General features: G+C 73.3%; 12 protein-coding genes. 10 read left to right on the top strand and 2 right to left on the bottom strand.

Translation table 11 applies throughout. The features are described from left to right. The first annotated feature begins 38 nt into the window (after nt 1-38). Complete coding sequence (locus ABD52_RS33165) at nt 39-1,076, top strand: aminotransferase class V-fold PLP-dependent enzyme (RefSeq protein WP_047894335.1); 1,038 nt, start codon at nt 39-41, stop codon at nt 1,074-1,076. Nucleotides 1,077-1,080: 4 nt separating this feature from the next. Here ABD52_RS33165 and ABD52_RS33160 read toward each other — a convergent pair whose 3' ends face one another. Continuing rightward, nucleotides 1,081-2,253 (bottom strand): acyl-CoA dehydrogenase family protein, encoded by a 1,173-nt coding sequence (locus ABD52_RS33160; protein ID WP_047894334.1) that lies wholly within the window; start codon nt 2,251-2,253, stop codon nt 1,081-1,083. A gap of 87 nt (nt 2,254-2,340) precedes the next feature. Between ABD52_RS33160 and ABD52_RS33155 the strand changes: the two genes are divergently transcribed. The 9 genes from ABD52_RS33155 to ABD52_RS33115 all read left to right on the top strand — a co-directional run bounded on the left by ABD52_RS33155 (nt 2,341) and on the right by ABD52_RS33115 (nt 11,415). Next, on the top strand, nt 2,341-2,994 hold the full coding sequence (locus ABD52_RS33155) for a TetR/AcrR family transcriptional regulator (protein ID WP_013285453.1): 654 nt from the start codon (nt 2,341-2,343) through the stop codon (nt 2,992-2,994). A 45-nt stretch (nt 2,995-3,039) separates the two neighbouring features. Continuing rightward, entirely contained in the window at nt 3,040-4,482 is a 1,443-nt protein-coding gene (locus ABD52_RS33150; protein ID WP_047894333.1) for an aldehyde dehydrogenase family protein, read from the top strand. Then, complete coding sequence (locus ABD52_RS33145) at nt 4,479-5,555, top strand: zinc-binding dehydrogenase (protein WP_200905277.1); 1,077 nt, start codon at nt 4,479-4,481, stop codon at nt 5,553-5,555. The genes ABD52_RS33150 and ABD52_RS33145 overlap by 4 nt, the downstream gene beginning before the upstream one ends. 330 nt (nt 5,556-5,885) lie before the next feature. Next, entirely contained in the window at nt 5,886-6,647 is a 762-nt protein-coding gene (locus ABD52_RS33140; RefSeq protein ID WP_047894338.1) for an ABC transporter ATP-binding protein, read from the top strand. Beyond that, nucleotides 6,634-7,326 carry an ABC transporter ATP-binding protein gene (locus ABD52_RS33135; RefSeq protein ID WP_047894331.1) on the top strand — a complete coding sequence of 231 codons (693 nt, stop codon included), beginning with the start codon at nt 6,634-6,636 and terminating at the stop codon, nt 7,324-7,326. Before ABD52_RS33140 ends, ABD52_RS33135 begins: the two co-directional genes overlap by 14 nt. A gap of 42 nt (nt 7,327-7,368) precedes the next feature. After that, the gene (locus ABD52_RS33130; RefSeq protein ID WP_047894330.1) at nt 7,369-8,625 is read left to right on the top strand and encodes an ABC transporter substrate-binding protein; all 1,257 of its coding nucleotides are present in this window, start codon (nt 7,369-7,371) and stop codon (nt 8,623-8,625) included. Nucleotide 8,626: 1 nt separating this feature from the next. After that, nucleotides 8,627-9,508, top strand: a complete 882-nt coding sequence (locus ABD52_RS33125) for a branched-chain amino acid ABC transporter permease (RefSeq protein ID WP_047894329.1) — start codon at nt 8,627-8,629, stop codon at nt 9,506-9,508. Between the two features lie 53 nt (nt 9,509-9,561). Next, nucleotides 9,562-10,581, top strand: coding sequence for a branched-chain amino acid ABC transporter permease (locus ABD52_RS33120; RefSeq protein ID WP_047894337.1), 1,020 nt, complete (start codon nt 9,562-9,564; stop codon nt 10,579-10,581). A 192-nt stretch (nt 10,582-10,773) separates the two neighbouring features. Next, nucleotides 10,774-11,415: a transcriptional regulator gene (locus ABD52_RS33115; protein ID WP_235437628.1), complete on the top strand. Its 642-nt coding sequence runs from the start codon at nt 10,774-10,776 to the stop codon at nt 11,413-11,415. 51 nt (nt 11,416-11,466) lie between these two features. On the opposite strand, the gene ABD52_RS33110 is transcribed toward ABD52_RS33115, so the two are convergent. Continuing rightward, complete coding sequence (locus tag ABD52_RS33110; protein WP_047894328.1) at nt 11,467-12,024, bottom strand: TetR/AcrR family transcriptional regulator; 558 nt, start codon at nt 12,022-12,024, stop codon at nt 11,467-11,469. Nucleotides 12,025-12,117: the final 93 nt, after the last annotated feature.

Below are 12,117 nucleotides of genomic sequence, written 5' to 3'. Positions count from 1 at the left end.
GTGCCGGGGTGGGGGCGGGGGTGGTTAGCGTCGGTGGCATGGAGCTGGAGCAGGCGCAGAAGTTGTGGCAGCCGGAGCCGGGCTGGTTGAACACGGCCACCTACGGACTGCCGCCGGAGCCGGTGTGGGACGCCGTGCAGCGGGTGCTCGCCGACTGGCGGACCGGGCGGGTGTCGTTCGAGGTGTGGGAGGAGGCGGTGGACCGGTCCCGGGCCGCGTTCGCCCGGCTGACCGGTGTGGACGTCGCCGACGTGAGCATCGGCGCCAGCGCGTCACAACTCGTCGCGCCGATCGCGGCCGGGCTGCCGGCGGGCGCGACGGTGGTGGTCCCCGAGACCGAGTTCACCTCGATCCTGTTCCCGTGGCTGGTGCAGCAGGACCGCGGCGTGCGGGTACGCACCGTGCCGCTGGCCGGCCTGGTCGACGCGATCGACGCCGACACCGATCTGGTGGCGTTCAGCGTGGTGCAGTCCGCCGACGGCACAGTGCTCCCGTACGACGAGATCGTCGCGGCGGCCCGGGCGCACGGCGCGTTCGTGGTGGCCGACGCGACGCAGGCGTGCGGGTGGCTGCCGTTCGCGGCGGACCGGGCGGACGCGGTGGTGGTCGGGGCGTACAAGTGGTTGATGTCGCCGCGTGGATCGGCCTTCGCCTACCTGGCCCCGGCGCTGCGCGAGCGGATGCGCCCGGACGCGGCCGGGTGGTACGCGGGCCGCGAGCCGCACGCCTCCTACTACGGGCTGCCACTGCGCCTGGCCGACGACGCGCGCCGGTTCGACATCGCGCCGCCGTGGCTCAGCTACGCGGGCACCGCCCCGGCGCTGGAACTGCTCGCCGACCTCGACCCGGAGGCGGTGCGCGCGTACGACGTGGGGCTGGCCAACCGGTTCCTGACCGGGCTGGGCCGGCCGCCCGGCGACAGCGCGATCGTCAGCGTGGACGTGCCGGACGCGCAGGAGCGGCTGGCCCGCGCCGGGGTGCGCGCGGCGGTCCGGGCGGGCCGGGTGCGCGCCTCGTTCCACCTCTACACGACCGAGGCGGACGTGGACCGGGCGGTCGAGGCGCTGACCGGCTGACTGCTCAGGCCAGGTGGCCGCCGATCTTCGTGTAGCCGCGCAGCAGGTCGCGGGAGATGATCAGCCGCTGCATCTCGTCGGTGCCCTCGAAGATCCGGTACAGCCGGACCTGCCGGTACCAGCGTTCGATCGGCAGCTCACGGGTGTAGCCCATGCCGCCGTGGATCTGGAGCACCCGGTCCACCACCCGGTTGACCATGCCGGCGCCGTAGAGCTTGCCCATGGAGGAGGCGTGCCGCGGGTCGAGGCCCTGGTCGACGGTCCAGGCCGAGCGCAGGATCAGCCAGCGGGCCGCCTCCAGCTCGGTCTCCGAGTCGGCGATCATCCACTGGATGGCCTGGTTGGTGGCGATCGGCGCGCCGAACGTCTCCCGCGTGTTGGCGTGGTCGATGGCCATCTGCAGGGCGCGCTCGGCGATGCCGATGGCGTGCGACGGGATGGTGTAGCGGCCCTTGCCGATCCACTCCATGCCGAGCGTGAAGCCCTGCCCGATCTCGCCGAGGATGTTGCGGTGCGGCACCCGTACGCCGTCGAAGATCAGTGAGGCGGGGCCGCCCTCGCCCATGGTCTGGATGAACTCGGAGCGCCAGCCCATCGCGCGGTCCACCAGGAACGCGGTGGCGCCGCCGCGGCGGGCGCCCTTCTCCGGGTCGGTCACCGCGACCACGATGGCGAAGTCGGCGTCGTTGCCGTTGGTGATGAACGTCTTCTCGCCGTCGAGGACCCAGTCGTCGCCGTCGCGGCGGGCGCGCAGCTTGATGTTCGCCGCGTCGGAGCCCGCGCCGGGCTCGGTGATGGCGAAGCAGGAGATCCGTTCGCCCTCGACGGTGGGGATCAGGAACTCGCGTTTCTGCTCCTCGGTGGCGTGGAACAGGATGTTGTCGGCCTCGCCGCCGAAGCGGAACGGCACGAAGCTGCGGCCCAGTTCGGTCCAGATCAGCGACTGCATGACCGCCGGCAGGTCCATCCCGCCGTACTCCTCCGGCGTGGCCAGCCCCCAGAAGCCGAACTTCTTCGCCTTGAGCTGGAGTTCGCGCAGCTCGGAGCGGTCCAGGCCGGGCTGGTGGGCGCGCTCGCGGCGCAGCACCTCCGCCTCCAGCGGCATCACCTCGCGGGTGACGAAAGTGCGAACGGTGTCCCGGATCGCGCGTTCCTCGTCGGACAGTGCGAAGTCCACGGTGCCCCCTCAGGTCGACTGGCTCTAAACTAGCGCTGTAAGTTTTCCCGCGTCCAGACCCGATGTGAAAGGGAGGATGATGACCAGGTGCCCCGACCCCGACAGGCCCTGCTCACCCGCGACCGGATCGTCGAGACCGCGCTGGCGCTGATCGACGCCGACGGGCTGGACGCGCTCTCGACCCGGCGGCTCGCCGCCGCGCTCGGCGTCCGCGGCCCCTCGCTCTACAACCACTTCGCCACCAAGGAGGAGATCCTCGACGCGGTGGCCGACGGCGTCGCGGCGACAGTCGACATCGGCGTCTTCGACGAGTGCGAGTGGCTCGACGCGCTTCGCCGCTGGGCGCGCTCGTACCGGGCCGCGCTGGCCGCCCACCCGAACATCGTGCCGTACCTGGCGCAGGGGCCGGGCCGCCGTCCGGCCGCGCTCGCCATGGCCGACGCGGTCTACGGCGCGCTGGTCCGGGCCGGCTGGCCGCCCGCGCGGGCCACCCACATCGGCGCCGCGATGCGCTACTTCGTGGCCGGGTCCGCGCTCGGCTCGTTCGCCCGCGGCTTCGTCGAGGACCCCTCGCTCTACGCCGCGCACCCGCACCTCAACCAGGCGCACCGGCTCGCCGGACACCAGCGCAGCGTGGACGAGGGCGCGTTCACGCTCGGCCTGGACGCGCTGCTGCACGGGCTCGCCGCCGAGTACGCCGCCACCGTCGCCCCGCTGGAACGGGTCGGCGGTCCGGAGTAGCGTCGAAACTCCCACCGCTAGTTTCCGCCGCCCCCGAAGGACGCCATGGATCTCGCCGCCGCCCCTCCCGCCCTGCTGACGCGCCGCCACCTGCACGTCGCCGGTGACTGGGTCGACCCGTCGTCGGGCGACACCATCCCGGTGGAGAACCCGGCCACCGGGAGCATCGTCGGTGAGGTGCCCGCCGGCACACCGGCCGACGTGGACCGCGCGGTCGCCGCCGCCCGTGCCGCGTTCCCCGGCTGGGCCGCCACCGCCCCCGAGCAGCGGGCCGCGCACCTGGACCGGCTGCACACCGCGCTCGCCGCCCGCGCCGACGAGATCGCCCGCACCGTGGCGACCGAGCTGGGCACCCCGCTCAAGCTCGCCACCCGGGTCCAGGCCGGCGTGCCGCTGACGGTGCTGCGGAGCATCGTCGACCTGGCCGCCCGCCCGGCGGCCGAGCACACGGTCGGCAACTCGCTCGTCGTCCGGGAGCCGGTCGGCGTGGTCGGCGCGATCACCCCGTGGAACTACCCGCTGCACCAGGTGGTCGCCAAGGTCGCGCCCGCGCTCGCCGCCGGCTGCACAGTGGTGCTCAAGCCCAGCGAGCTGACGCCGCTGACCGCGTACCTGCTGTTCGACGCGATCACCGACGCCGGGCTGCCGCCCGGCGTGGTGAACCTGGTGCCCGGCACCGGCCCGGTGGTCGGCGAGGCGCTCGCCGCGCACCCCGACGTCGACCTGGTCTCGTTCACCGGCTCCACCGCCACCGGCCGGCGCATCGCCCACCTGGCCGCCGAGCGGATCGCCCGGGTGTCGCTGGAACTCGGCGGCAAGTCGGCGAACGTCATCCTGGCCGACGCCGACCTGCCCACCGCGGTCAAGGTCGGTGTCGGCAACGCGCTGCTCAACTCCGGGCAGACCTGCACCGCCTGGACCCGGATGCTCGTACACCGCGACCGCTACGCCGAGGCCCTGGACCTGGTCGCGGCGGCGGTGGCCGGCTACCGGCTCGGCGACCCGTTCGACCCGGCCACCCGGCTCGGCCCGCTCGCCTCCGCCGCGCAGGCCCGGCGGGTACGCGACCACGTCGACCGGGCGCTCGCCGACGGCGCCCGGCTCGTCGCCGGTGGCCCGGACGCGCCACTGCCGCCGCAGGGGCACTTCGTGGCGCCCACCGTCTTCGCCGACGTGCACCCGGACAGCGCGCTCGCCCAGGAGGAGGTGTTCGGGCCGGTGCTCGCGGTGATTCCGTTCGCCGACACCGACGAGGCGGTCGCCATCGCCAACAACTCCCGGTACGGGCTGGCCGGCGCGGTCTGGTCGGCCGACGAGGAGGCGGCGCTGGCAGTGGCGCGGCGGATGCGTACCGGCCAGGTGGACGTCAACGGCGGCGCGTTCAACCCGCTCGCCCCGTTCGGCGGCTACAAGCAGTCCGGCCTCGGCCGGGAGCTGGGCGGGTACGGCGTGGAGGAGTTCACCGAGGTGAAGGCGATCCAGCGATGAGGGCGCTCGTGGTGCGCGGCCGGGGCGAGACACCGGTGGTCGAGGACGTACGGCTGCCCGCGCCCGGCCCCGGTGAGCTGCGGGTACGCATCCGCGCCGCCGGCATCTGCCACTCCGACCTGGCCATGGTGGACGGCACGCTGGCGCCCGCGTACCCGCTGGTGCTGGGGCACGAGGCCACGGGCGTGGTGGCCGAGGCCGGGCCCGGCACGACGCTCGCGGTCGGCACGCCCGTGGTGCTCAACTGGGCGCCGGCCTGCCGCGACTGCTGGCACTGCCGGCACGGCGAACCGTGGCTCTGCGCCGCCAACCCCAACCCGTCGACACCTCGCGGCGAGACGGCCGCCGGTGAGCCCCTTCAGGTCACGCTCGGGCTCGGCGCGCTCGCCGAGGAGGTGGTGGTGCCGCAGCACGCCGCCGTGCCGGTGCCCGCCGGACTGCCGCCGGAGCAGGCCGCGGTGCTCGGCTGCGCGGTGCTCACCGGCGTCGGCGCGGTCCGCAACACCGCACGGGTCGCCCCCGGCGAGTCGGTGGCGGTGATCGGGCTCGGCGGAGTGGGCCTGGCCGTGCTGACCGCCGCGCGGCGGGCCGGCGCGGCGCCGATCCTCGCCGTGGACGTGGTGGAGGCCAAGCGGGACCTCGCGCTCGCCGCCGGGGCCACCGACTTCCTCCGCTCGGACGACCGGCTGGGCAAGGAGATCCGGGTCCGCACCGAGGGACGCGGCGTGGACCACGCGTTCGAGTGCGTCGGCCGGTCCGCCACCATCCGCGCCGCGTGGCGGGCGACGCGGCGCGGGGGAGCGGTCACCGTGGTCGGCATGGGCGGCAAGGACGACATGCTCAGCCTCTCCGCGCTGGACATCTTCCACTCCGCGCGCACGCTGCGCTCCTCGGTGTACGGCTCGACCGACCCGGACCGGGAGGTGCCGGAGTTGGCCGAGGCGCTCGCCGCCGGTGACCTGGACCTGGGGCCGCTGGTGAGCGGCACGGTGCCGCTGACCGAGGCGCCCGCCGCGCTGGAGCGGCTGGCCCGCGGCGAGGGCGCCCGCTGGGTGGTCACGTTCCCGGACTGACGTCCCCCTCGACCCGGGCGGCGGCGCCGGGCAGCCGCCGCCCGGCGTCGAGGACGTCGGTCTTCTCCCACGCGGACGGACCCGACCTGCCGGAGTGCGCCGCCGGCCGGTGACGGTGCCGCGCCACATGTCGACGGCCACCGATCGGACCGGACCCGGTCGGGGGTGACCGGCATCTATGGAGGCTGGGTCCGCACCGGCAGGGGTGAATGTGTGGTGGGCCGACATGGCTCGGCCGCTTCGACTCCTCGTAGGTTTCCAGCACGCGACGACCCTGTGACCCCGGTCACCGACCTGGCCGTCGCGTACGGACCTGCGAAGGGTGAGGCGATGGCCGGGCAAGCGATCCTGTCGGCCCGAGGGCTGACCCGGGACTTCCGGGGCTTCCGGGCCGTCGATCGCGTCGACCTCGACGTGGCGCCGGAGACCGTGCATGCCCTCGTCGGCCCGAACGGCGCCGGCAAGACCACACTGTTCAACCTGCTCACCGGCTTCCTGCCGCCCAGCGAAGGGCGGATCGAGCTGGACGGCCGCGACGTGACCGGGCTGCCACCGGAGCGGGTGGCCCGACTCGGCGTGGCCCGGTCGTTCCAGATCACCAGCCTCTTTCCGCAGCTCGGCGCGCGGGAGCACGTCGAGCTGGCCCTCCAGTCGCGCAGCGGGCTGGGCTGGCGGTTCTGGCGGTCGGCGAAGCTGATGCGCCGCTACCGGGACCGGGCCGACGAGCTGCTGGCCATGGTCGGCCTGGCTGACCTCGCCGAGGCGCCGGCCGAGGCGCTCGCGTACGGGCGCAAGCGGGCCCTGGAGCTGGCCATCGCGCTCGCCCTCGACCCGAAGGTGCTGCTGCTGGACGAGCCGACGGCCGGGATGGGCCTGGAGGACGTCGACCGCACCGTCGACCTGATCGCCACTGTCCGCACCGGACGGACCGTGGTCATGGTGGAGCACAACATGAGCGTGGTGGGCCGGCTCGCCGACACGGTCACCGTCCTGCAGGCCGGCAAGGTGCTGGTCGAGGGGCCGTACGAGCAGGTCCGCGCCGACGAGCGGGTCATCACCGCCTACCTGGGAGCCGCGGATGCTGCGCATTGAGAACCTCTCCGCCTGGTACGGCGAGGCCCAGGTGCTGCGGGAGGTGAGCCTGGAGGTGGCCGCCGGCGAGGTGGTCACCCTGGTCGGGCGCAACGGCGCCGGCAAGTCCACGCTGCTGCGCTCGGTGATGGGGCTGCACCCTGGCCAGCGCGGCGCGATCCACCTCGACGGCCGGGACGTCACCCGGCTGCCGGCGTACAGGCGGGCGCGGGCCGGGCTCGGCTGGGTGCCCGACGACCGGGGCGCGTACGCCACGCTCACGGTCACCGAGAATCTGACCCTACCGCCCCGGGTCGGCCCCGACCCGTGGCCGCTGGAGCGGGTGTACGAGGCCTTCCCGGCCCTGTACGAGCGGCGCGACTCCGCAGCGACCATGCTCTCCGGCGGCGAGCAGCAGATGCTCGCGCTGGCCCGGGTGCTGCGCATGGGAGCCCGGCTGCTGCTCTGCGACGAGCCCACCGAAGGGCTGTCGCCGCTGCTCGTGCAGCAGGTCGGTGACCTGCTTCGGGAGGCCAAGAAGCACAGCGTGACAGTGCTGCTGGTGGAACAGAACCTGCACTTCGCCACCGGCGTCGCCGACCGGCACTACCTGCTGGCCGAGGGACGGATCGCGGAGGCGATGGAGAACGCCGAGGTGCGCTCGCGGGAACGCGAGCTGCTGGCTTATCTCGGCATCTGAATCTGGACGGCTGACCCGCGCGGACCGCGCGGTACGAAGGGGATGCACATGCGTAGGAGCGTGGGTGTGGCCGCCGCCTCGGCGGCGGCGCTGCTGGTGGCCGGCTGCGGCGGCGGTGGTCCGCAGTCCGGCGGCGACTCGAAGCTGACCGGCGACAAGATCGTGCTGGGCGTGCTCAACGACCAGTCGGGCGCCTACTCGGAGCTGTCCGGGCGCAACTCGGTCAAGGCCGTGGAGATGGCCATCGCCGACTTCCAGGCCAAGCACGGCGAGGACGCGGTGACCAGGAACATCACCGTGGAGACCGCGGACCACCAGAACAAGCCGGACGTGGCCAACAGCAAGGCCCAGGAGATGGTCGACCGCAAGGGTGTCGACGCCATCCTGGACGTGCCGACCTCCTCGGCCGCCCTGAAGGTCGCCGACGTGGCCAAGGAGAAGAAGAAGCTGTACTTCAACATCGGCGCGGCGACCACCGACCTGACCGGCAAGAGCTGCAACAAGTACACGTTCCACTACGCGTACGACACCTACATGCTGGCCCACGGCACCGGCACGGTGACCACCGAGCAGGTCGGCAAGAACTGGTACATCCTCTACCCGAACTACGCGTTCGGGCAGGACATGGAGAAGAGCTTCACCGCCGCCATCACCGCGGCCGGCGGGCAGGTCGTCGGCAAGGACGGCGCGCCGTTCCCGAACACCAGCGGCGACTACTCGTCGTTCCTGCTCAAGTCGCCGACGCTGAACCCGAAGCCGCAGGTGCTCGGCACCATGCAGGCCGGCGCGGAGCTGGTCAACGTGGTCAAGCAGTACAACGAGTTCAAGCTGCGGGACAAGGGCGTCGGGCTGGCCGTCGGCCTGATGTTCATCACCGACATCCACTCGCTCACCCCGGCCGCGCTGGCCGGCACCACCTACACCGACGCCTGGTACTGGAACTTCGACCAGCAGAACCGGGAGTGGGCGGACCGGTTCCAGAAGGAGACCGGCACCCGGCCGTCGTTCGCGCACGCCGCGAACTACTCCGCCGCCATGCAGTACCTGGAGGCGGTGCAGGCCGCCGGCACCGACGACGCGGACGCCGTGGTCAAGGAGCTGGAGGGCAAGGAGGTCAACGACCTCTTCCTGCGCAACGGCAAGATCCGCGCGGAGGACCACCGGGTCGTCCACGACGCGTACCTGGCCCAGGTGAAGCCGCAGGCCGAGGTCAAGGAGCCGTGGGACTACGTGAAGATCCTCAAGACCATCCCGGCGGCGGAGGCCTTCCGCACCCCGTCCCCGGACTGCAAGCTCTGACATGTCCGGGTTCCTGCAGAACACGTTCAACGGGTTGGTGGGCGGGGCGTTCTACGCCCTGCTCGCCCTCGGGCTCGCGGTCATCTTCGGCATGCTCCGGGTGGTGAACTTCGCCCACGGCGCGTTCTACATGCTCGGCGCGTTCGGGGCGTACGTGCTGCTCGCCGAGGCTGGCGTGCCGTTCTGGGCCGCATTGGTGATCATGCCGCTGGCGCTGGGCCTGCTCGGCATGGTGCTGGAACGGGCGGTGATCCACCGGCTGACCCGGCTCGACCCGCTCTACAACTTCCTGCTCACCTTCGGCCTGACGCTGATCCTGCAGGACCTGGTCAAGTCCCGGTACGGCGTGCAGTCCAGCCCGTACGCCACCCCCGACGAACTGAGCGGGACCGTCGACTTCGGAATCTTCGACTTCCCGACGTACCGGGTCTTCATCCTCGGCTTCACCGTGCTGCTGTGCGTGGCGGTCTGGTGGGTGCTCGGGCGGACCCGGATCGGCATGGTGGTCCGGGCCGCCACCGAGCGGCCGGAGCTGACCCGGGCGTTCGGCATCGACGTGGGGAAGTGGGTCACCCCGGTGTTCGGCTTCGGCATCGCCCTGGCCGGGCTGGCCGGGGTGCTCGCCGCCCCGATGCGGGCGGTCAACCCGCTGATGGGCGCCGACCTGATCATCGTGGTCTTCGCGGTGGTGGTGATCGGCGGCCTCGGCTCGATCTTCGGCTCGGTCGCCGCCGGCTTCGGCATCGGCCTGATCCAGGCGTGGGGCGAGGCTTACCTGTCCGACTACCCGCTCGTGTCGCAGACCGTCGTGTTCGTGGTGATGGCCGCCGTGCTGCTCTGGCGGCCGGCCGGCCTGTTCGGCCGAGAGGAGGCCCCGGCATGACCGAACGCACCGAGCTACGGGAGGGCCGTGAGGGCATGCCCGGTCAGCACGGCATGACGAGTGCGGTGGACACCCCGGTGGAGAAGCCGGCCCCGCGCTCCGGACTGCTCGCCGTCGCGCGGGCGCCCGGCTGGGTCCGGTACGCGCTGCTCGCCGCCGGCCTGCTCGTCGCGCTGTGGCTGCCGAACGGGCTCTACCCGGCGGTCGCGGTGGACATTCTGTGCTGGGCGCTCTTCGCCGTCTCGGTGGACCTGCTGCTCGGCTTCACCGGGTTGATGTCCTTCGGGCACGCCGCGTTCTGGGGCACCTCGGCGTACCTGACCGGGCTGGTCGCGATCCACGCCGGCCTGCCGTTCCCGGCCGCCGTGCTGGCCGGGGCGCTGGGCGCGGCGCTGCTCGCGCTGCCGATCGGCTACCTGGCGGTGAAGCGCACCGGGATCTACTTCGCCATGGTCACCCTGGCCTTCGCGCAGATGGTCTACTACGTGGCCAACGAGTGGCGTTCGGTCACCCAGGGTGAGAACGGTCTGCAGGGCGTGCCGCGCGCGTTCTTCGGCGTCGATCTCACCGACGACTACTACTTCTACTATGCGATCCTGCCGATCGTGCTACTCGGCCTGCTCGCCGCCTGGCGGATCGTGCACTCGCCGTTCGGCCGGGTGCTGGTCGGCATCCGGGACAACCCGGCCCGGGCCCGCGCGCTCGGCTACCCGGTGCACCGCTACAAGCTGACCGCGTTCGTGCTCTCCGGCTTCCTGGCCGGGCTCGGCGGCGGGCTCTTCGCGGTCGGCCACCGATTCGTCTCGCTGGACGTGCTGCACTGGACCACCTCCGGCAAGGCGGTCATCGTGGTGGTGCTCGGCGGCATCGGCACGCTGTGGGGCGGGGTGCTCGGCGCGGCCCTGGTGGTCCGCCTGGAGGACTGGCTGTCGTTCTCCGGGTTCGAGGCGATCGGCCTGGTCACCGGCGGCATCTTCGTCCTCGTCGTGCTGCTGTTCCGCAGGGGTATCTGGGTCACGGTCGCCCACCTGGCCCGGCGCCGGGCGGCGACCCGCCGGGACCGGTCCGGCTGATCCGGCGTACGACGGCGTCCGCAGTCTGCTGCCGCCGGGACGCCCCACCGGACCCGCGCCGGTGTGAGCCGCCCCACCGGCACGGCCTGGCCGGCGCGTCCCGGCCGGACCGGTCCGCCCCGGGCGCATCCAGGCCGCCCTCTTTCGACGAACCCCCCGGTAGTGACCGTCTACCGAGGGGTGCGTCCGGTGGTGACCGATCCGATCCCGGCCGATGTCGTCGAGTCCGCCCGTAAGCACCTCACGCTCGCGGCCGAGGACCTGGACGGCAACCGGGTCGCCGCGCTGATCGTCGAGGCCGCGGGCCGGTGGGGGGTGGCGCCGTTGTGGGAGGGCGTCTGCGCGCCGATGCTGGCCGCGCTGCCCGGCCGCAGCGCCGCCGAGGTGGCCGTGGAGCACGCCTTCTCGGAGGGCCTGCGGTCCGGACTGGACGTGCTGCTGCGCGGGCCGGGAACGTCACCCCCGGCCGGCGGCATCCTGCTCGCCGGGGCGGAGCAGGAGCTGCACTGCCTCGGCCTGCACGCCCTCGCCGCGGCCCTGCGCGAGGCGGGCCTGGGCAGCCTGCTGCTCGGCGCCGCGCTGCCCTGGCCGGCGCTGGCCAGCGCGGTGCGCCGGACCCGCCCGCACACCGTCGTGGTGTGGTCGCAGACGCCGATGACCGGGCGGGCGTACCGGGTGGTCCGCTTCGCGCGGGAGTTCCCCTCGGTACGGGTGCACGGCGCCGGGCCGGGCTGGATCACGCCGCCGGCCACGCCGGCCGGACACCTGACCTCCCTGTCGGACGCGCTCGCCGTGTGCCGCGAGGCCGCCGGCCACCGGAACGGGGAGCGGTAGGCGGTATCCGTCCGGCCCGGGGGCACCGCGCGGCAGGCGACGCGCGGCCGGTCAGCCGGTCCGGAAGCCGCGCAGCAGGGCGGCGACGGCGGACTCCGGGTCGAAGTGGTCGTCGGGAGCGGCGAGCTGGTTGCCGAAGAGCCCGTCGACGAGTGCCAGCAGCGCCCGGAAGTGGGCCGGCGGATCGGTCGAGCCGAGCGTGGCGAGCAGCGGCTCCCCCCAGCCGGCCAGCCGTGCCCGGGCGGCCTCGATCGCCGGGCGCAGGTCGGGCCGCACGGCCGCCTCGACGAAGAGCGCGTACCGGGCCAGGGTGACCACCCGCTGCTGGTCGGTGAACTCCCGGATCAGCCGGCCGGCCACTGCGGCGAACGCGGCGACGTCGCCCGGCGGCAGGTCCGCGGCGAGCCGTTGCCAGGCCGCCGTCTCCACCTCGACCAGCCGGTCGAAGACGCCGGTGACCAGTGCCTCCCGGGTGCGGAACCGGTTGGACGCCGAGCCTTCGGGCAGGCCCGCCTCCGCGTCCACGGCCCGGTGGGTGAGCTGCCGCGGCCCTCCGGTGCCGAGTACCCGGATGGCGGCGTCGAGCAGGAGCTGCCGGCGATCGATCACCCGGTCAGACTACAGTCGTAGTGCACCCGACTACATCTGTAGTACGGTGACCGCATGGGCGGACGCGCGGTCGTGGTCGGGGGCGGGATCGGC

This window comes from Micromonospora sp. RV43, from assembly GCF_001029515.1.
GTDB lineage: Bacteria > Actinomycetota > Actinomycetes > Mycobacteriales > Micromonosporaceae > Micromonospora > Micromonospora aurantiaca.
This window is presented reverse-complemented; position numbering and strand designations above follow the sequence as displayed.